This is a genomic window from Stenotrophomonas maltophilia (assembly GCF_001274595.1).
In the GTDB taxonomy this organism is placed as follows: Bacteria; Pseudomonadota; Gammaproteobacteria; order Xanthomonadales; family Xanthomonadaceae; genus Stenotrophomonas; species Stenotrophomonas forensis.
This window is the reverse complement of sequence record NZ_CP011010.1, coordinates 3,195,631-3,214,105: the sequence shown is the minus strand read 5'-3', so window position 1 is coordinate 3,214,105 and position 18,475 is coordinate 3,195,631. Positions and strand designations below refer to the sequence as shown.

Sequence of the window (18,475 nt, the reverse complement as noted above, 5' to 3'; positions counted from 1 at the left end):
CACCCGGTAGTGCCGGCCGCTGGCCGGCAACCCCATGAACGCTGATGCACCTGCGTGGTTGCCGGCCAGCGGCCGGCACTACCCTGGGGTGCGTTACGGAAACCGCAGTTCCACCACGCCCTCATGCGGCAGGCTCACCTTCACCGGTGTGCTCTGCAGGTCGTCTTCGCTGCGGTTGGCACTGCCGCTGCGTGAAATGCGTGCCAGCACTTCCACTTCGCGATGCGCCGACAGTGGCGCGGTCGGCATCGGGCTGTCGCCGTCGCCCAGCCCGACCGTGGCCGGGAAGTCCGCCAACGGGAGTTTGCGCGCGGCCACCGGCATCGGCGGCCCACCCACGGCGCGTGCCAGCACGAACACCTGGGTGCTGGCCGGCCACTCCGAGCCCTGTAGCGCGGGCAGCTGCACGCGCACCTGCAGCAACGCCGGTGGCGCTACCGCCGGTGCATCGGGCGCCTGGCCTGCGGCCTCGCGTGCGATGGCGATCTGTGCCTGCAGCGCCTGCGCGGCGCCGGGCTCCAGCCGCGGCAGCAGGCCGCTCCAGATATCGGCGGCCTCGGCATTCCGGCCGCGCTGGCGCAGCGCGATGCCCAGCAGCCAGCTGGCGCGCTCGGCGTCCGGGGCCAGCGTGCGCGCCTGCTGCAACCAGCCGATTGCGGTGTCATCGAACTGTTTTCCGGGGTCGGCCTGGGCACGTGCCTGTGCGGCTTCCACCAGCACGCCGGGGTCGTCCGGAGCCAGTGCGGCAGCACGTGCGAAGGCCTCTGCGGCGGCGACGGCATTGCCCAGCTCGGCCTGCGAACGGCCCAGCAGTGCCCAGCCATCGGCCCGCTGCGGGTCGCGCTTGAGTGCATCCTGCAACGCCTGTACGCCATCGCGCAGCGTCGCGACCGACGGCGCCGGCTGTACCTGCGCGGCGCGCGGGTCACCCACCAGCAGGTACAGGCAGGCGCCGGCCACACCGAGTGCCAGCACGCCCACGGCGAAACCTCTGCGGCCGCGGTGGCGCAGGGGCCACAACACCAGCGCCGCCATCAATGCGGCAACCAGGCCGGCCAGCACCGGCAGCCAATGACTCACCATTCCTCTCCTTGGTCGGCCTGGCTGCCCGGCGCGGCGGTGACCGTGCGGCCACGGCGGCGGACGATGCCGAAGACCACCAGCGCACCGGCCCCCAGCAGCAGCAGCGGGCCGCCCCACAGCAGCCAGGTGCCCGGCTGCAGCGGTGGCTGGTACAGCACGAACTCACCATAGCGAGCCACCAGGAACTGCTTGATCTGTGCGTCGTCGTGGCCCTGCTGCATCAGCTGCAGTACCTCGCGGCGCAGGTCCTGCGCGATCTGCGCGTTGGAATCGGCCAGCGACTGGTTCTGGCACTGCACGCAGCGCAGCTGTGCGGCCAGGTCATGGAAGCGACGCTCCTCGGCGTCATCGCGGAACTGCAGGGGCTGCGGATCGTGCAGCGGCTGCTGGGCCAGCACGGCCAGCGGCAGCAGCAAAAGCAGCAGCGTCAGCAGCCAGCGCATCGGCTCAGGGCGCCGTGTGCAGCGTGCTGCCGGCACTGCCCTGGGCCTTCTCGATCTTCTCCAGCGCCGGAATCAGTTTCTCGTCCACCACGCGCTGGGTCATCGCGCCGCTGTACTTCCAGCGCACGATGCCGCTGCCATCGACCAGGAAGGTTTCCGGTGCGGCGGTCACGCCCCAGTCGATCGCGGTGCGGCCTTCAACATCGCTGAGCACCACCATGAACGGGTTGCCCAGCTGTTCCAGCCAGTGCAGCGCGTCGGTCGGATCGTCCTTCCAGTTGTAGCCGATCACGCGCACGCGCTTGCTCTCGGCGAAGCGGGTCAGCACCGGGTGTTCCTCGCGGCAGGCCGCGCACCAGCTGCCCCACACGTTCAGCAGGTAGGGCGCGCCGCGCAGGTCGTCGCTGTGCACGATCATTTCCGGGTCATGCAGCACCGGCAGCGCGAATGCCGGCGCCGGCTTGTCGATCAGGGCCGAGGGCAGCACGTCGCGCTGCGGATCGCCCGATTTCATCACCCCGTAGATCATCAGCCCGAGCAGGCCGAAGAAGAACAGCACGCCGATCACGATGGCTACCGGCGGCAGCGGGCGGGAGGGGCGCGGGGCGGGGGACTCGGACATGGGAACTCCTACGGACGACGGAAACGGCGGTCGGCGGCGGTGATGAATCCGCCCAGGGCCATCAGCAGCGCGCCCAGCCAGATCCAGCGCACGAACGGCTTGATGTGCACCCGGACCGCCCATGCATTGTTGCCCAGCGGCTCGCCCAATGCCACGTAGACATCACCGTCGAAGCGTGCATCGATGCCGGCCTCGGTCATCACCTGGCCACCGCTGGCGTACTGGCGCTTCTCCGGATGCAGCAGCGCCAGCTCGCGGCCGTTGCGGAACACCCGCAGATGGCCGCGGTCGGCGATGAAATTGGGGCCTTCGCGATGGTCCACGCCTTCGAAGCGCACTTCATGGCGGCCGACCACCAGCTGCTGGCCCGGTGCCAGCGCCACTTCACGCTGCACATTCAGCGCTTCCACCAGCAAGGCGCCAGCCAGGAACAACGCGATGCCGGCGTGGGCGACGATCATGCCGAGCATCTCGGCGGTGAAGCGGCCGTTGCCGCGCAGCCGCTGCCAGACAAAACGCGCGGTACCGAACCCGACCCAGGCCGCTGCGGCCACGCCGAGGCCGGCCTTCCAGCCATTCTGCGGCGCCTGCCACCAGGCCAGCGCGCCGAGCACGATGGCCAGTGCCAGCCACGGTGCCAGCAGCGCGAAGGCACGCGAGGGCTGGTCGCGCTGCCACTTCACCAGTGGGCCGAACGGCAGCAGCAGGATCATCGGTGCCATCAGCAGCAGGAACAGGCTGCCGAAGTAGGGCGGGCCGACCGAGATCTTGCCCAGCGACAGTGCATCGGCCAGCAGCGGGTACAGCGTGCCCAGCAGCACCATCGCGCAGGCGGTGGCCAGCAGCAGGTTGTTGGCCAGCAGCAGGGTTTCGCGCGAGGTGGCGGTGAAGCCGCGACGCGGATCGTCGGCGTCCACGCTCAGCTGGCTGGCGCGCAGCGCATACAGCAGCAGGCTGCCACCGACCAGCACCGACAGGAACACTAGGATGAACAGGCCGCGCGAGGGATCGGCGGCGAACGAATGCACGCTGGTCAGCACGCCGGAGCGCACCAGGAACGTACCCAGCAGCGACAGCGCGAAGGCGGCGATCGCCAGCAGCAGGGTCCAGCTGCCGAAGGTACCGCGCTTTTCGGTGACCGCCTGCGAGTGGATCAGTGCCGCACCGACCAGCCACGGCATGAAGCTGGCGTTCTCCACTGGGTCCCAGAACCACCAGCCGCCCCAGCCCAGCTCGTAGTAGGCCCACCAGCTGCCGAGCGCGATGCCCAGGGTCAGGAAGCCCCAGGCGACGTTGGTCCAGGGCCGCGTCCAGCGCAGCCAGCGCGCGTCGACGCGGCCTTCCAGCAGCGCCGCCACCGCGAACGCGAACGGTACCGCGAAGCCGACGTAGCCCAGGTACAGCATCGGCGGGTGGATGATCAGCCCCGGGTCCTGCAGCAGTGGGTTGAGGTCGCGGCCTTCCAGTGGCGCCGGATTCAGGCGCAGGAACGGGTTGGAGGTGAAGATCAGGAAGGCGAGGAAGCCGACGCTGACCACACCCATCACCGCCAGTACGCGCGCCTGCACCGGTGCCGGCAGGTGCCGCGAGAACGCCGCCACTGCGCCGGTCCACAGCGCCAGTACCAGCGCCCACATCAGCAGCGAGCCCTCGTGCGCACCCCAAACCGCCGAATAGCGGTAGATCATCGGCAGCAGCGAATTGGAGTTCTCGGCCACGTAGCGCACCGAGAAATCCTGCTGCACGAATGCGGCGGTGAGCACGGCGAACGCGCCGGCGACCAGCAGCAGCTGGGCGAAGGCGGCCGGTCGCGCCACCGCCATCCAGGCCGGGTTGTTGCGATGCGCGCCCGCCAGCGGCAGGCCAGCCTGCAGCAGCGAGGCCAGCAACGCGCACAACAGCAGGATCTGACCCAGTTCGGGCAGCACTCAGCGCACCTCGGGTGCCGTCACCGGCACGTCGTGCTTGCGATGGGCATCGCCCATCTTGTCGGCCACTTCCTTCGGCACGTACTTCTCATCGTGCTTGGCCAGCACTTCGTCGGCGACGAAGACGCCGTCCTGCAGGCGGCCACTGGCGACCACGGCGGTGCCTTCGGCAAACATGTCCGGCAGGATCCGCGAGGTGGTCACCGGCAGCTGTGCATCGCCGTCGGTCACTTCGAAGCGCGCCTCCAGCGAGCCGACCGGGCGGTTGAAGGAGCCCTTCACCACCATCCCGCCGAGGCGGAAGCGCGACTGCGCATCGACATCGCCGCGCAGCACTTCTGCGGGGGTGTACAGGTAGGCGATGTTGCGCTCCAGCGCCATCGCCACCAGTGCGGTGGCCAGGCCGGAGGCGAGCAGGGCCAACAGCACCCAGGCCAGGCGGCGACGCTGAACCGGGGTCATCGTTCCAGCTCCGTTGACAGCGGCGCGGCCGCGTCCTGCCGGCCGCCACGAGTCTGCTGGCGCTGCTGCCGGGCCAGGGCCAAGCGGCGCGCCACGCGCAGGCGCAGCCACGAGCCGATGGCGTCGGCGCCAAGTACCAGCACGAACACGGCGTAGGCGCCGATCACATATTGCAGGTGGGTCATGGCTGGGCCTCCCGGGCCGGGCGCGTGGCATCGACGCGACCGCCGACCCAGGCCTTGCCGGCCTCGCGGTCGAGGTTGTCGGCGCGCGCCTTGGCCAGTACCGAACCGGCGAACCAGAACTTGGTGCCGATCACCATCCACCACAGCGGCGCGATCATCGCGCTGCTGATCGCCGATTCACCGAACACGTTGATCGACTGGCGCTGGTGCAGGCCACCCCACCAGTCCACTGAATAGCGGATCACCGGCAGCAGGCTGACGCCGACGATGGCCAGCAGGCCGGCCGCGCGCGCGGCGCTGCGGCGATCCTCGATGGCGTGGTACAGGCCGATCACGCCCAGGTACAGGAACAGCAGCACCAGCTCACTGGTCATGCGCGGGTCCCAGTCCCACCAGGTGCCCCAGGTGCCCTTGCCCCAGATGCTGCCGGTCAGCAGGGTGATCAGGGTGAAGCCGGCACCCATCGGTGCGCAGGCCATGGCCAGGATCTCGCAGACCTTGATCCGCCAGATCAGGGCAATAGCGGCATACAGCGCCATCAGCGCGAACACGAACAGGCTCATCCAGGCACTGGGCACATGGATGTAGAGGATGCGGAAGCTGTCCAGCTGCTTGGCTTCCGGTGGCACCACCAGCAGCGCCTGCCACATGCCGACCAGCAGCACCGGTACCGCGGCGAGATAGAACACCCGCGACCAGCGGGCAGCGAATCGGTCGAACGTGGGGGGCGAGCCGAGTTGGTGGAACCAGCGGACAATCGGATTCATGCGTGGCGGCTATCCAGCAGGGGTGGATTGGCTCTCAGCTCGGTCAACTCAGAGAAATGCGTATTGCAGCGGCGGTGGCCAGCGGAGCCAGCACCAGCGCGACCAGCAGGCCGGCGCCCAGCATCAGCAGCGCACTGACCGGATCCTGTCCGCGTCCGGCTGCCGCCAGGCTGCCTGCGCCGAACACCAGCACCGGCACGTACAGCGGCAACGACAGCAACGCCACGAGAATACCAGAGCGTCGGATGCCTACGGTCAGCGCGGCGACCACGCCACCGATCAGGCTCAGCAACGGCGTTCCCAGCAGCAACGATGCCAGCAACATCGGCAGCTGGTCATGCGGCAGATGCAGCATTTCCGCCAGCAACGGGCTGACCACGATCAACGGCAGGGCGGTGGTGGCCCAATGCAGCAGCACGCGCACCAGCACCAGCCACGCCAACGGTACCGGCGCCAGCAGCCATTGCTCCAGCGAGCCGTCTTCGGCATCGGAACGGAACAGCGAATCCAGCGACAGCTGGCCGGCCAGCAGCACCGCCAGCCACAGCACCGCACCGGCGGTGGCGGCCAGCAGCTGCGGCTCGCGGCCCTGGGCCAATGCGAACAACACCACCACCAGCACGGCAAACAGCAGCGGCTGCAGTGCATCGCCGCGACGGCGCCAGAGCAGGCGCAGGTCGCGCTTGAGCAGGGCGCCCGCGGTCTGCCACAGGCCTGGTTCGGTGCCCGGCGCGATCATGCGGCACCGCCGAGGTCGAGCTGGCGGGTGCGTACCGGCGGCGCGGCATAGGCGCCATGGGTGGTGACCAGCGCCGCGCCCCCGGCGCGCAGATGCGCCGAGATCATCCGGTTGACCAGAGTGATGCCCTCCAGGTCGAGGTTGGCGTAGGGTTCGTCGAGCAGCCACAGCGGTGCGGGCGACAGCCAGATGCGCGCCAGCGCCAACCGCCGCTTCTGCCCGGCGGACAGGTGACGGACCAGGGTGTCCTCGTAGCCGGCCAGGCCGACGATGGCCAGCGCGTTGCCGGGCATCTGCCGTGCACGGCGGCCGTGCAGGCCACACAGGAAGTGCAGGTTCTCCAGCGTATCCAGATCCGGCTTCAAGGCCGGCAGATGGCTGAGGTAGGCGACGTAGCGCGCGCGCTCGGCAGTGCTGGCCGGCTTGCCGTCGATCCGCACCTGGCCCGCGCCGGGCCGGGCCAGGCCGGCCAGCACGCGCAGCAGGGTGGTCTTGCCGGCGCCATTGCCGCCTTGCACCAGCAGGGCTTCGCCGGCGTCCACGTGGAAGTCCAGCGGGCCGAACACGGGCTCGTCATTGCGGGAGAAGCTCAGGCCGCTGGCGGCCAGCAATGCAGGGGTGTTCAAGGGGCAGGGATCTTCATGCCGGAGTGCGGCGGCAATTGTAGCGGCGAATGCCCGTGGTAGTGCCGGCCGCTGGCCGGCAGTTCGCCATCTGCCAGCTGGGGTTGCCGGCCAGCGGCCGGCACTACCGGAGCGCGGATTGCGTAAACTCCGGAATCTCTCTCCTCCCATTCCCCAGGCCGATGCAACCGAACACCAAGCTGCCCAAGGTCGGTACCACGATCTTCACCGTGATGTCCCAGCTCGCCGCCGAACACGGCGCGGTCAACCTCGGCCAGGGCTTCCCGGACTTTTCCGCGCCGCAGCGCCTGATCGATGAAACCGCCAGGGCGATGGCCGCCGGGCTGAACCAGTACCCGCCGATGACCGGCGTGGCGCCGCTGCGCCAGGCCATCGCGCAGAAGGCGCTGGACTGCTACGGCGCACAGGTGGATGCCGACAGCGAGATCACCGTCACCAGCGGCGGCACCGAGGCCATCTTCAACGCCATCCACGCCGTGGTGCGTGCCGGCGAGGAAGTGATCGTGCTCGACCCGGCCTACGACTGCTACGAGCCGGCGATCGACCTGGCCGGCGCCAAGGCCGTGCATGTGTCGCTGGACCCGCAGACCTTCGCCGTCGACTGGGATCGCGTGCGTGCGGCGATCACCCCGCGCACCCGCATGCTGATCGTCAACACCCCGCACAACCCGTCCGGCGCGATGCTGTCGGCGCAGGACATGCAGGCGCTGGCCGAGCTGCTGCGCGGCACGCAGATCTACCTGATCTCCGATGAGGTGTACGAGCACATCATCTATGACGGCCGCCGCCACGAATCGGCGCTGCGCTACCCGGAGCTGCGCGAGCGTGCGTTCGTGATCTCCAGCTTCGGCAAGACCTACCACTGCACCGGCTGGAAGATCGGTTATGCGATCGCGCCGCCGGCGCTGACCGCCGAGTTCCGCAAGGTGCACCAGTACAACACCTTCACCAGCTTCGGCCCGGCACAGTACGGTTTCGCCGCGATGATCCGTGACGAGCCCGAGCATCACCTGGAGCTGGGCGCGTTCTACCAGGCCAAGCGCGATCGCTTCCGCGAGCAGCTGGCCGGCACCCGGCTGAAGGCGCTGCCGGTGCCGGGCGGCTATTTCCAGCTGGTCGATTACTCGGCCATCAGTGACCTGCCGGACCATGAGTTCGTGAAGTGGCTGACCATTGAGAAGGGCGTCACCGCCATTCCGCTGTCGCCGTTCTACGAGAACCCGCCGGCCGGCCAGCGCCTGGTACGGCTGTGCTTCGCCAAGAACGAAGCGACCATGGACGCGGCGATCGAACGCCTGCGCCTGCTGTGAGTGGAGAGCTGAACATGCAGGACCTGCGCATTTCTCTCGTCCAGGGCGATACCCGCTGGCACGACCCGGCCGGCAACCGTGCCTATTACGGTGCGTTGCTGGCGCCGCTGGCCGGCACCACCGACCTGGTGATCCTGCCGGAGACCTTCACCAGTGGCTTCTCCAACGAAGCCATCGCCCAGGCCGAAGGCATGGACGGCCCGACCGTGGCCTGGGTGCGTGAGCAGGCCAAGGCGTTGAACGCGGCAGTGATCGGCAGCGTGCAGCTGCGTGAGGGCGAGGGCGTCTACAACCGCCTGCTGTTCGCCACGCCGGACGGCGCGCTGCAGCACTACGACAAGCGCCACCTGTTCCGTTACGGCGGCGAACATGAGCGCTATGCCGCCGGCCGCGAGCGCCTGAGCGTGGAATGGAAGGGCTGGCGGATCAATCCGCAGGTCTGCTACGACCTGCGCTTCCCGGTGTTCTGCCGCAACCGCTACGACGTCGAGCGCCCCGGGCAGCTGGACTTCGACCTGCAGATCTTCGTCGCCAACTGGCCGTCGGCGCGTGCCTACGCGTGGAAGACACTGCTGCGTGCGCGGGCCATCGAGAACCTGTGCTTCGTGGCGGCGGTCAATCGCATTGGCGTGGACGGCAACCAGCTGCATTACGCCGGCGACAGTGCCGTGATTGATTTCCTTGGCCAGCCGCAGGTGGAGATCCGCGAGCGCGAGCAGGTGGTGACCAGCACGATCTCTGCCGAGGCGCTGGCCGCGCACCGCGCACGCTTCCCTGCGATGCTCGATGCCGATGCCTTCCACCTGGACGAGCGCGCCTGAGCGCTGCCTTCCCACCGGATGACACCATGAAATTCTCCCTGCTGCTGGCCCTGGGCCTGCTCGCCACCGCGCTGACCGCTCCTGCGGCGCAGGCGGCCGGCAACATCGACTGCGACCTGCGCTACAACCTGTCCGGCTGGTCGCTGTTCTACAAGACCGCTTCGGGTACCGGCACCATTCAGTGCACCAACGGCGCGCGCATTCCGGTGCGCATCAAGGTCACCGGCGGTGGCCTGACCGTTGGCAAATCGAAGATCGTCGACGGCAAGGGCCGTTTCACCGGCGCCTATTCGCTGGACGACCTGCTCGGCAAGTACGTGGCGCTGGGGGCGCACGCCGGCGCGATCCGCTCCGGTGGTGCCGTGGCGATGACCAAGGGCGACGTGTCGCTGGCGCTGGCCGGTAGCGGCCGTGGCTGGGACCTGGGTGTGGACGGCTCCTCGTTCGTGATCCGGCGCCGCTGAACCCGCGAAAAGGGGACGGAGGGAATTAAGTCGTTTTTGCCGTTCGGCGCGCACTGTGGCAAAAACGACTTAATTCCCTCCGTCCCCTTTTTCTTGCGCAACGAAAAACCCCGGCCGGAGCCGGGGTTTTTCATTTCAAGCGTATCGGCGATCAGCCGCCGCGCGGGCCGCTGCGGCGCGGGCCGCCCGGACCGCGGTTGCCGCCGGGGCCACCCGGGCCACGGTTGCCACCCGGACCACCGGGACCACGATTGCCACCCGGGCCACGGTTGTTGCCGCCGCCCGGACCACGGCCGCCCGGACGGGCGCCGTGTGCCGGCTTCGGGCTGCCATACGGGTTGAAGCCCGGGGTCGCGTGATCGGACGGGAAGCTGGGGGCATTGCCCGGATGGCCGTACGGGTGCTTGTTGCCCTGGCCCTGCGAGCGGTTGCCCGCGCCGGCCGGACGACCCTGGCCGCCACCGGCGCCACCACGGCCTTCACCACCGAAACCGCCACGGCCCTGGCCGCCACCGGCGCCTGCGCCCGGACCCTTCGGCTTGCCGTACGGACGGCCCTGGCCGCCTGCACCCGGACCACGGGCACCCGGGCCACGCGCGCCCGGACCGGCGTTGCGATGGCCGCTCGGGCCGGTGCTCACGCCATCCGGCACGTACCAGGTGCGGAATGCCGCCGGATTGCCTTCCGGCAGCGAACGGTCGTTCTTCTGCGCGCGCTGCTTGAACGGCTTCTGCGACTGCTTGGCCGCGGCTTCACCGCTGACCGTCAGGCCGCCCTTGAAACCGCCGCCCTTGCCACCGCGACCACGGCCGCGATCTTCGCGGACGTTGTCGAAGCGACGCAGCTCGCGGCCTTCATCAGCGGTGTTGTGGCCGTTGACGTAGGCATTGCCACGGCCACCCTCGCGCACGCGCACGGTGGTCTTGGCGGCGCGGCGCTGGCCGATCACCGGCTGCAGCGTCAGTGCCGACGGCGCGCCTTCTTCCAGCTTCAGCTGCGCGCGCAGGGCTTCCACCTGGGCGGTACCCAGTTCCACTGAATGACCGCGGGCCAGTTCGCGCGGCAGGCTGACCTTGCCATAGCGGGTACGCTTCAGGCGGCTGACCTGGCAGCCCTGCGATTCCCACAGGCGGCGCACTTCGCGGTTGCGGCCTTCCTTCACCACGACGCGGAACCAGTCGTGCGAATCCGTGCCGCCGATGCGCTCGATCTCGTCGAACTTGGCCGGGCCGTCTTCCAGTGCAACGCCGCGGGAGAGGCGGTCGACGATGGCGTCGGAGACCTTTTCCTCGCCTTCCGGGGCGCGCACGCGCACCACGTACTCGCGCTCGACCTCGAACGACGGGTGCATCATGGCGTTGGCCAGCTCACCGTCGGTGGTGGCCAGCAGCAGGCCGGTGGTGTTGATGTCGAGGCGGCCGATCGCGATCCAGCGCGCGCCCTTCAGCGGCGGCAGCGATTCGAATACGGTCGGGCGGCCTTCGGGGTCTTCGCGGGTGGTCACTTCGCCTTCCGGCTTGTTGTAGACCAGCACGCGCGACGGCTCGGCCAGGGCGGTGGCGACGAAGCCGCGGCCGTCCATCTCGATCTTGTCGCCGCTCTTGACCGACATGCCGGTCTGCGCGACTTCACCGTTGACCTTGATCAGGCCTTCGGCAATGCGCTGTTCCAGCGCGCGGCGCGAGCCAAGGCCGGCCTGGGCCAGCACCTTGTGCAGGCGTTCTTCCAACTTGAACTGTTCGGAGGTGGCTTCGCGCTTGAGCGAGAGCTTGTTCAACGACAGCTTGCGAGGGGTGTCACTCATCAGTTTTGCTCCGGCCGACGGTTTCGAGGTCGGCCTCTGGTTCGGAATCGGCTTGGTCAACAGCCACGGTCGTCATCGCGACGGCGTTGTCTTCGCGTTCGTTCACTGGCACCGCGCGCTCGCCCGGCGCGGAATCGGGATGCCCATCATCGAAGGGCGAAGGTGCTTGCTCATCGGAGGCCGAGGCAGGGGCTGCATCGGCGGAATCGGGGGTGTCACTGCCGGAACTGCCGGCATCATCGTTTGCGGCAGCGCCATCGGCGCCGGCCGAGATGTCCGGACCGTCAGCACCGGCGGCGGCCGGTACGTCGCGGTCCAGGGCCAGCTGGGGGTCCAGCTCGCCCAGGTCCTTCAATTCCGACAACGGCGGCAGTTCGTCCAGGCGCTTCAGGCCGAAGTAGTCCAGGAAGCCCTTGGTGGTACCGAACAGGGCCGGCTTGCCGGGTACGTCGCGGTGGCCGACCACGCGGATCCACTCGCGCTCTTCCAGCGCCTGGATGATGTTGCTGCTGACCGCCACGCCACGCACCTGTTCGATCTCGCCGCGGGTGATCGGCTGCCGGTAGGCGATCAGCGCCAGGGTTTCCAGGGTGGCACGGGTGTAGCGGGTCTTGCGTTCGGTCCACAGCCGGCTGATCCAGCCATGCACTTCGCCGGTGACCTGGTAGCGGAAGCCGGAGGCGACCTCGACCAGTTCCACGCCGCGGCCTGCGCAGGCTTCCCGCAGGCGTTCCAGCGCACGTTCGATGCTGCCCGGCGGTGCCGGTTCCTCTTCCGGGAACAGGTCCTTCAGCTGGGCCAGGGTGAGCGGCTGGCTGGAGGCCAGCAGGGCACCCTCGACAATGCGGTCGATCAGCGATTGATCCATCGGCAGTCAGCGCTCACTCGTCCGCATTGGCGGCGTCGTTGTCGTCGAACTCGCTGCTGAACTGCAGCGGGGCATTGGTGTTGCCGGCCGCCAGCGACTTCACGTAGATCGGCGCCAGCGGTTCTTCCTGGACGATGTCCAGCAGCTGTTCCTTGGCCAGTTCCAGCACTGCCAGGAACGTGACCAGCACGCCCAGCTTGCCTTCTTCAGCAGTGAACAGCCCTTCAAAACGATAGAACTTGCCATCTTCAAGCCGGCCGAGCACTTCGCCCATGCGTTGCCGCACGCTCAGCGCCTCGCGCTTGATGGCGTGGCCGCTGAACAGCTCGGCGCGCTTGAGCACGTCGTGCAGCGCCAGCAGCATTTCCTTCAGGTCCACCGGCGGCGGCAGCTTCACCGTAGCGCGTTCGGGCATGAAGGCGTGTGCCAGGCTGGTGTCGCGGTCCTGGCGGGGCAGGGCGTCGATGTCCTCGGCGGCCTGCTTGAAACGTTCGTACTCCTGCAGGCGGCGCACCAGTTCGGCGCGCGGGTCGGCTTCGTCGCCTTCCTCGCTGACCGGGCGCGGCAGCAGCATGCGCGACTTCACCTCGGCCAGGATCGCGGCCATCACCAGGTACTCGGCAGCAAGCTCGAAGCGCAGCTCGCGCATCACGGTGATGTATTCCACGTACTGCCGGGTGATCTCGGCCACGGGGATGTCCAGCACGTCCAGGTTCTGCCGGCGGATCAGGTACAGCAACAGGTCCAGCGGGCCTTCGAAGGCATCCAGGATGACTTCCAGCGCGTCCGGCGGAATGTACAGGTCCTGCGGAATCTGCAGGACCGGTTGCCCATGCACCACGGCCAGCGGCATTTCCTGCTGCTGGGGGGCGGGCGGCCGGGTTGGCGGGTTCGCGTCGAGCGCGAGTTCGGAAGTCATCTAATGGACATCAGGATTGCAACGGACCAGTCGCGGCACCGGGATCGCCGGGCCTGCGCCACGGAGCCCCAGGGCACCAGACACGCCGGGATCGGCGCGATTCCACACATATCAAACAGCAGGACGCGCCGCAGGGAACGGCAGCGACAGAACTACGGGGAGGTCGTCTACGTGGCCCGGCCGGATGGTCCGGTTTTGAAGCAGCGGGACGGTCGTCGGGGGCTGCGTTGGCCGCAAAAACCGACGGGCTGCTGCATCCAGCCACGTGCAATGGAGCCTAGGGTAAGCCTTTGTCGCGCCAGTGTCCAGCCGGGCCGGGGCAGCGGCCGCATTGGCTAGAATCTGCGCACCCGACAACGCAAGCGAGGAAATGCCGGTGTGGTATGTGATCGAAGGGTATGACGGCCAGGACGTGCTGGCGCAACGGCTGCAGGCGCGGCCGGAACACCTGGCGCGGCTGCACGCGCTGCGTGACGAGGGGCGCCTGCTGCTGGCCGGCCCGTGCCCGGCGGTGGACAGTGAAGACCCGGGCCCGGCCGGTTTCAGTGGTTCGGTGGTGATCGCGCAGTTCGAATCGCTGGTACAGGCCCAGGCCTGGGCCGATGCCGACCCGTACGTGGCCGCAGGCGTCTACACCCGCGTGCAGGTGCGTCCTTTCCGCAAGGTCCTGCCGTGAACGCGGAACGGATCGAACGGATGCGTGCTGCGCTGCAACAGGCACTGGCGCCGAGCGTGCTCGAGATCGAGGACGACAGTCATCGCCATGCCGGGCATGCCGGCGCGCGCGACGGGCGCGGCCATTTCAACGTGCATGTGGTGAGTGAACGCTTCGCCGGACTGGGCCCGCTGGCCCGGCATCGCGCGGTCTACGCCGCGCTGGGGTCGATGATGGACACCGATATCCACGCCTTGTCCATCCGCGCACAGACCCCGTCAGAACAGGGCTGAGCCCTTGTCCCGCACTGTCCTGGCCGGTCCCTGCGGGGCCCCGCCATGGACAGATTTCCATGTCCATTTCAGGACATTCGCCTAACGGACTGTTTACAAGCCCAGATGGAAACGCTTACATTCCGCGCCAATGCTGGTAGGTCCAAGCCGTGGAGGGCGGCTTCGTGAACAAGGCAGCTATCACAATCAAAGACGTCGCTCGCGAAGCCAGGGTCTCCGTGGCCACGGTTTCCCGCGCGCTCAACGGGCATGAAAATGTCGCCGAACCGGTCCGCCAGCTTGTGCTGGAGGTGGCCGCACGGCTGCGTTACACCCCGCACGCCGCCGCCCGCAGCCTGAGCAGCCGCCGCACCAATACGGTGGGCGTGGTGCTTCCGGACCTGTACGGCGAATTCTTCTCCGAGCTGATGCGCGGCATCGACAACGTTGCCCGCAACCGCCGCCAGCACCTGCTGGTGTCCAGCTACCACGGTGACCAGGAGCAGCAGGGCGCGGCCCTGCGTGCCATGCGCGGCCGCGTCGACGGCCTGCTGGTGCTGTCGCCCTATGCCGAGAGCCCGGGCTTCCTGACCGACAACCTGCCGCAGTCGCTGCCGACGGTGTTGATCAACACCTATCTGCCCGGGCAGGACCACCCGGTGCTGAGCATCGACGATCATGCCGGCGCGATGGCGATGACCCGCCACCTGCTGGATGCCGGCCACCGCCGCATTGCGTTCATTTCTGGCCCGGACCTCAACTTCGACGCGCGCGAGCGCCTGCGCGGCTTCCGTGACGCGCTGGCCGCATTCGGCAGTGGCGCCGAGGGCATCGAGCTGCCCGGTGATTTCGACGAAGCTTCCGGCCATCGTGCCGGTCAGGAGTTGCTGGCAGCCGGAGCGCTGCCCGATGCCGTGTTCGCCGCCAACGACATGATGGCCCTGGGTTGCCTGTATGCGTTCACCCAGGCAGGGGTCCATGTGCCGTCCGATGTCGCCCTGGCGGGTTTCGATGACATTCCACTGGCGCGTTTCGTCCACCCGTCGCTGACCACCATGCAGGTCAGCATCGCCGAGCTTGGCGATCGGGCCATGACGCGCCTGATGCAGTTGATGGACGGCACCTCCACGGACGGGACAGGGGACAAGCAGACCCTGGTTCCCCGCTTGATAGTTCGCGATTCCACCACTCCGCCATCCGGCCGTTGAAGCCAGAGGCGTTCCTTCTTTTTTGATTGATCGCAGGGACCGCGCACGCGGTCACCGCCACCCGGAGATTGAGTTGATGATGCACACCACCTTCCGCACGCCGGCACGCCGGCTGCTGAGCACCGCACTGGTCAGCTGCCTGATGCTGGCCGCCGCTCCGAACGTCATGGCGCAGTCGGCCAATGCCAGCCTTCGTGGCCAGGTGGCCGGCGCCCAGGCAGGCACCGAAGTCACCGCCACCAACGTGGCCACCGGCACCGTCCGCCGCGGCACCATCCGTGCCGATGGCAGCTACTCGCTGATGGGCCTGGACCCGGGTACCTATGACGTGGTCGCCAATGGCCAGTCGCAGAAGGTCACCGTCACCGTAGCCTCGACCGCCACCCTGAACTTCGCCGGTGCGGCCAGCAGCACCCCGGGTTCGACCGCAGCGACCAACCTCGACACCGTCAACGTCGTCGCGCCGACCCTGCTGCAGGAAGTGCGCACCTCCGAAGTCGGCAAGACCGTCAGCCTGCAGCAGATCCAGACCACCCCGCAGGTCTCGCGCAACTTCCTGGAGTTCGCCGACGCGGTTCCGGGCATGATCTTCACCCGTGATGCCAAGGGCAACACCTCGCTGCGCGGCGGTGCCACCAATGCCGATGGCACCAATGTCTACATCGATGGCGTGGGCCAGAAGAGTTACGTGAAGGGCGGCGGCGTCGCCGGCCAGTCCGGCAGCGCGGGCAACCCGTTCCCGCAGCTGGCCATCGGCGAGTACAAGGTCATCACCGGCAACTACAAGGCCGAGTATGGCCAGGTCTCCAGTGCCGCCGTCACCGCGGCGACCAAGTCGGGCACCAACGAGTTCAAGGGCGAGGCGTTCTACCGCTACACCGATGAAGACATGCGTGCGATGACCCCGGCCGAGCGCCAGCCGAACAAGTCGAAGATGGTCTCGGCCGAGAAGGAATACGGCTTCGCCCTGGGCGGCCCGATCATCCAGGACAAGGCCCACTTCTTCGTCACCTATGAAGCCAAGCGCTTCGACCTGCCGGTGACCATCGCGCCGCACGGCGCGGTGACCAGCAAGGCCGACCGCGTGCCGGCCGACGCACAGGCGGGCCTGGGCCCGGCCAGCCAGCCGTTCCAGCAGGACCTGATCTTCGGCAAGATCGACTTCGAGCCGACCGACAACGACCGCCTGGAACTGACCTTCCAGGACCGTGACGAAACCCAGCAGCAGTTCTCGGACCAGACCGCGCCGATGCACGGCAAGGAAACCAAGAACACCGACCGTCGTTACGCGTTGCGCTGGAACCACAGCGGTGAGCGTTACTACAACGAGCTGATGGTCACCCACGAGGATTCGTTCAACAATCCCAAGCCGCTGAGCATGGGCAACGGCTTCAACTACACCGCTCCGGACGGCGCCAACGAAGAGCGCCCGATCGTCTCGATCGGCGGCTCGTCGGCGATGTCGTCGCAGGTGAAGGGCCAGAAGGGCTGGTCGATCGAAGACAACCTGACCCTGGATGGCATCCAGTGGGCCGGTGACCACACCATCAAGATGGGTGCCAAGTACAAGCAGATCGACCTGTACGCCTCCGACGCGGCGCAGATCAATCCGCAGTTCTACTACACCATCGACAACCCGACCTTCCCGGACAGCATTCCGTACAAAGCGCAGTTCGTGAAGCCGGTGACCGGCGTGTCCGGCGTGTCCGGCGAAGTGCGCTCGAAGGTCAAGCAGATCGGCCTGTTCATCCAGGACGACTGGCAGGTCAACGACCACCTGCAGCTGAACCTCGGCCTGCGCTGGGACTACGAGAAGAACCCGTCCTACCTGGACTTCGTGACCCCGCCGGAAGTGGTCAATGCGCTGTTCGCGCAGGACCCGCGTGCTGCGGCTGGCCAGAGCTACGCCGATACGCTGGCGCTGAGCGGCCTGAACATCAACGACTACATCAGCAACGGCCACAACCGCAAGGCGTTCAAGGATGCCTGGCAGCCGCGCCTGGGCTTCTCGTATGACATCAATGCCGACGAGCAGCACGTGATCCACGGTGGTGCGGGCCGTTCCTACGACCGCGACCTGTTCGACTACCTGCAGCTGGAAACCACCAAGCTGGCGCTGCCGCAGCCGACCATCTACTTCCGCAACCCGGCCACCGGCCAGTGCTTCCAGGGCAACGCCGCCTGCTATGACTGGAATCCGAACCTGCTCAACGGCATCGGCAACCTGCAGAGCCTGGTCGGTTCGACCAGCAATGCCGGCCTGGAAGTGGACCTGCTGAACAACAACCTGAAGGTGCCTTACGCCGACCAGTTCAGCCTGGGCATGAGCAACCAGATCGGCGAGTGGCTGACCGACGCCACCATCTCGCGCACGCTGACCTACGACGGCTTCGCCTTCACCCTGGGCAACCGCTATCCGACCGGCAACTTCTTCGATGACCCGCGCCTGTGCGGCGGTACCCAGGCGGGCCTGGGGCAGGCCTGGAGCTGCAACGTGCCGGGCTTCGGCAGCCTGATCATCGGCCAGCAGGGCATCAAGACCCGTGCCACCCAGATCCTGCTGTCGGCGCAGAAGCCGTTCACCCAGGAAAGCGGTTGGGGCACCTCGATCGCCTACACCTGGACCACCGCCCGCCACAACCGTGACATCAACGAGCACTACGCGTTCGACCGCGGCGTGATCGGTGACTACCCGACCATCCGCTCCAACGGCGCGCCGCGCCACCGCCTGGTGGTGACCGGATCGTACGCGGGCTTCTGGGGCATCACCTTCGGTGGCAAGCTGACCCTGGCCACCCCGACCGCGATCAACGACTGGTACGGCGTGCCGCAGGCCAACGGCTTCGACCTGCCGACGCCGATGGCGGCGGTTCCGGGTGGCAATGGCCGGTTCCTGCTGGGTGGCAAGATCTTCGGCTACCGCTCGGTCGACCTGCAGGCCACCAAGACGTTCAAGATGCCGGGCGATACCGAGCTGTATGCGCGTATCGACATCATCAACGTGTTCAACTTCGACAACTTCTCGAACTACAACTACTACAAGAACGGCAAGCTGACCGCGAGCTACAACGAGACCGGCGACATCGTCGGTACGCCGCGCCAGGTGAAGGCTGAAGTGGGCTTCCGCTTCTAAGCGGTCCAGCCTGCAGCAGTACTCCGATGCCGCCGGTCCGCCGGCGGCATCGGCAGGATGAACAACGGCAATGGCCGGCCCGGTGCCGGTCCATTGCCCACGCCGCTGCCGGCCAGGGGGCAGCGGCGTGGGCAATGATCGCGGTGTC

General features: G+C 67.8%; 19 protein-coding genes. 7 read left to right on the top strand and 12 right to left on the bottom strand.

The window, feature by feature from the left end:
* Positions 1–93: 93 nt before the first annotated feature.
* The 9 genes from VN11_RS14765 to ccmA are packed head-to-tail and all read right to left on the bottom strand — an operon-like array spanning position 94 to position 6,855.
* Positions 94–1,083: a c-type cytochrome biogenesis protein CcmI/CycH gene (locus tag VN11_RS14765; protein WP_053450296.1), complete on the bottom strand. Its 990-nt coding sequence runs from the start codon at positions 1,081–1,083 to the stop codon at positions 94–96.
* A complete protein-coding gene (locus VN11_RS14760) occupies positions 1,077–1,526 on the bottom strand; it encodes a cytochrome c-type biogenesis protein (RefSeq protein WP_053450295.1) in 450 nt (149 codons plus the stop codon). The genes VN11_RS14765 and VN11_RS14760 overlap by 7 nt, the downstream gene beginning before the upstream one ends.
* A gap of 4 nt (positions 1,527–1,530) precedes the next feature.
* On the bottom strand, positions 1,531–2,148 hold the full coding sequence (locus tag VN11_RS14755; RefSeq protein WP_006456733.1) for a DsbE family thiol:disulfide interchange protein: 618 nt from the start codon (positions 2,146–2,148) through the stop codon (positions 1,531–1,533).
* An 8-nt stretch (positions 2,149–2,156) separates the two neighbouring features.
* Positions 2,157–4,076 (bottom strand): heme lyase CcmF/NrfE family subunit, encoded by a 1,920-nt coding sequence (locus VN11_RS14750; protein ID WP_053450294.1) that lies wholly within the window; start codon positions 4,074–4,076, stop codon positions 2,157–2,159.
* The gene (gene ccmE, locus VN11_RS14745; protein WP_053450293.1) at positions 4,077–4,538 is read right to left on the bottom strand and encodes a cytochrome c maturation protein CcmE; all 462 of its coding nucleotides are present in this window, start codon (positions 4,536–4,538) and stop codon (positions 4,077–4,079) included. It abuts the gene before it with no gap.
* On the bottom strand, positions 4,535–4,723 hold the full coding sequence (locus tag VN11_RS14740; RefSeq protein WP_053450292.1) for a heme exporter protein CcmD: 189 nt from the start codon (positions 4,721–4,723) through the stop codon (positions 4,535–4,537). The genes ccmE and VN11_RS14740 overlap by 4 nt, the downstream gene beginning before the upstream one ends.
* The gene (ccmC, locus tag VN11_RS14735; RefSeq protein WP_014037835.1) at positions 4,720–5,490 is read right to left on the bottom strand and encodes a heme ABC transporter permease CcmC; all 771 of its coding nucleotides are present in this window, start codon (positions 5,488–5,490) and stop codon (positions 4,720–4,722) included. The genes VN11_RS14740 and ccmC overlap by 4 nt, the downstream gene beginning before the upstream one ends.
* A 43-nt stretch (positions 5,491–5,533) precedes the next feature.
* The gene (gene ccmB / locus VN11_RS14730; protein WP_053450291.1) at positions 5,534–6,229 is read right to left on the bottom strand and encodes a heme exporter protein CcmB; all 696 of its coding nucleotides are present in this window, start codon (positions 6,227–6,229) and stop codon (positions 5,534–5,536) included.
* Positions 6,226–6,855 (bottom strand): heme ABC exporter ATP-binding protein CcmA, encoded by a 630-nt coding sequence (ccmA, locus tag VN11_RS14725; protein WP_049456031.1) that lies wholly within the window; start codon positions 6,853–6,855, stop codon positions 6,226–6,228. The genes ccmB and ccmA overlap by 4 nt, the downstream gene beginning before the upstream one ends.
* Before the next feature lie 179 nt (positions 6,856–7,034).
* Here ccmA and VN11_RS14720 point away from each other — a divergent pair, with 179 nt between their 5' ends.
* Genes VN11_RS14720 through VN11_RS14710 form a run of 3 tightly spaced genes read left to right on the top strand, consistent with a single transcriptional unit; the run spans position 7,035 to position 9,468 of the window.
* Positions 7,035–8,183, top strand: a complete 1,149-nt coding sequence (locus VN11_RS14720; protein WP_005410338.1) for a pyridoxal phosphate-dependent aminotransferase — start codon at positions 7,035–7,037, stop codon at positions 8,181–8,183.
* Between the two features lie 14 nt (positions 8,184–8,197).
* Positions 8,198–9,004, top strand: a complete 807-nt coding sequence (locus tag VN11_RS14715; protein ID WP_053450290.1) for an amidohydrolase — start codon at positions 8,198–8,200, stop codon at positions 9,002–9,004.
* Positions 9,005–9,030: 26 nt separating this feature from the next.
* Positions 9,031–9,468 carry a hypothetical protein gene (locus VN11_RS14710; protein ID WP_053450289.1) on the top strand — a complete coding sequence of 146 codons (438 nt, stop codon included), beginning with the start codon at positions 9,031–9,033 and terminating at the stop codon, positions 9,466–9,468.
* A 151-nt stretch (positions 9,469–9,619) separates the two neighbouring features.
* On the opposite strand, the gene VN11_RS14705 is transcribed toward VN11_RS14710, so the two are convergent.
* Genes VN11_RS14705 through VN11_RS14695 form a run of 3 tightly spaced genes read right to left on the bottom strand, consistent with a single transcriptional unit; the run spans position 9,620 to position 13,059 of the window.
* On the bottom strand, positions 9,620–11,272 hold the full coding sequence (locus VN11_RS14705) for a pseudouridine synthase (protein WP_053450288.1): 1,653 nt from the start codon (positions 11,270–11,272) through the stop codon (positions 9,620–9,622).
* Positions 11,265–12,140: an SMC-Scp complex subunit ScpB gene (gene scpB, locus VN11_RS14700; RefSeq protein ID WP_053450287.1), complete on the bottom strand. Its 876-nt coding sequence runs from the start codon at positions 12,138–12,140 to the stop codon at positions 11,265–11,267. The genes VN11_RS14705 and scpB overlap by 8 nt, the downstream gene beginning before the upstream one ends.
* A gap of 13 nt (positions 12,141–12,153) precedes the next feature.
* The gene (locus VN11_RS14695) at positions 12,154–13,059 is read right to left on the bottom strand and encodes a segregation and condensation protein A (protein ID WP_006456456.1); all 906 of its coding nucleotides are present in this window, start codon (positions 13,057–13,059) and stop codon (positions 12,154–12,156) included.
* Between the two features lie 376 nt (positions 13,060–13,435).
* Here VN11_RS14695 and VN11_RS14690 point away from each other — a divergent pair, with 376 nt between their 5' ends.
* The 4 genes from VN11_RS14690 to VN11_RS14675 all read left to right on the top strand — a co-directional run bounded on the left by VN11_RS14690 (position 13,436) and on the right by VN11_RS14675 (position 18,327).
* On the top strand, positions 13,436–13,735 hold the full coding sequence (locus VN11_RS14690) for a YciI family protein (protein ID WP_049456038.1): 300 nt from the start codon (positions 13,436–13,438) through the stop codon (positions 13,733–13,735).
* 20 nt (positions 13,736–13,755) lie between these two features.
* On the top strand, positions 13,756–14,007 hold the full coding sequence (locus VN11_RS14685) for a BolA family protein (RefSeq protein WP_053450286.1): 252 nt from the start codon (positions 13,756–13,758) through the stop codon (positions 14,005–14,007).
* Positions 14,008–14,156: 149 nt separating this feature from the next.
* Positions 14,157–15,194, top strand: coding sequence for a LacI family DNA-binding transcriptional regulator (locus VN11_RS14680; RefSeq protein ID WP_006456453.1), 1,038 nt, complete (start codon positions 14,157–14,159; stop codon positions 15,192–15,194).
* Between the two features lie 76 nt (positions 15,195–15,270).
* On the top strand, positions 15,271–18,327 hold the full coding sequence (locus VN11_RS14675) for a TonB-dependent receptor (RefSeq protein ID WP_053450285.1): 3,057 nt from the start codon (positions 15,271–15,273) through the stop codon (positions 18,325–18,327).
* Positions 18,328–18,475: the final 148 nt, after the last annotated feature.

What these genes read in the sequence shown, in the direction of transcription:
- VN11_RS14765 (WP_053450296.1), bottom strand. Translation starts at nt 1,083, where the DNA reads ATGGTGAGTCATTGGCTGCCGGTGCTGGCCGGCCTGGTTGCCGCATTG.
- VN11_RS14760 (WP_053450295.1), bottom strand. Translation starts at nt 1,526, where the DNA reads ATGCGCTGGCTGCTGACGCTGCTGCTTTTGCTGCTGCCGCTGGCCGTG.
- VN11_RS14755 (WP_006456733.1), bottom strand. Translation starts at nt 2,148, where the DNA reads ATGTCCGAGTCCCCCGCCCCGCGCCCCTCCCGCCCGCTGCCGCCGGTA.
- ccmE (WP_053450293.1), bottom strand. Translation starts at nt 4,538, where the DNA reads ATGACCCCGGTTCAGCGTCGCCGCCTGGCCTGGGTGCTGTTGGCCCTG.
- VN11_RS14740 (WP_053450292.1), bottom strand. Translation starts at nt 4,723, where the DNA reads ATGACCCACCTGCAATATGTGATCGGCGCCTACGCCGTGTTCGTGCTG.
- ccmC (WP_014037835.1), bottom strand. Translation starts at nt 5,490, where the DNA reads ATGAATCCGATTGTCCGCTGGTTCCACCAACTCGGCTCGCCCCCCACG.
- ccmB (WP_053450291.1), bottom strand. Translation starts at nt 6,229, where the DNA reads ATGATCGCGCCGGGCACCGAACCAGGCCTGTGGCAGACCGCGGGCGCC.
- VN11_RS14720 (WP_005410338.1), top strand. Translation starts at nt 7,035, where the DNA reads ATGCAACCGAACACCAAGCTGCCCAAGGTCGGTACCACGATCTTCACC.
- VN11_RS14715 (WP_053450290.1), top strand. Translation starts at nt 8,198, where the DNA reads ATGCAGGACCTGCGCATTTCTCTCGTCCAGGGCGATACCCGCTGGCAC.
- VN11_RS14710 (WP_053450289.1), top strand. Translation starts at nt 9,031, where the DNA reads ATGAAATTCTCCCTGCTGCTGGCCCTGGGCCTGCTCGCCACCGCGCTG.
- VN11_RS14705 (WP_053450288.1), bottom strand. Translation starts at nt 11,272, where the DNA reads ATGAGTGACACCCCTCGCAAGCTGTCGTTGAACAAGCTCTCGCTCAAG.
- scpB (WP_053450287.1), bottom strand. Translation starts at nt 12,140, where the DNA reads ATGGATCAATCGCTGATCGACCGCATTGTCGAGGGTGCCCTGCTGGCC.
- VN11_RS14695 (WP_006456456.1), bottom strand. Translation starts at nt 13,059, where the DNA reads ATGACTTCCGAACTCGCGCTCGACGCGAACCCGCCAACCCGGCCGCCC.
- VN11_RS14685 (WP_053450286.1), top strand. Translation starts at nt 13,756, where the DNA reads ATGCGTGCTGCGCTGCAACAGGCACTGGCGCCGAGCGTGCTCGAGATC.
- VN11_RS14675 (WP_053450285.1), top strand. Translation starts at nt 15,271, where the DNA reads ATGATGCACACCACCTTCCGCACGCCGGCACGCCGGCTGCTGAGCACC.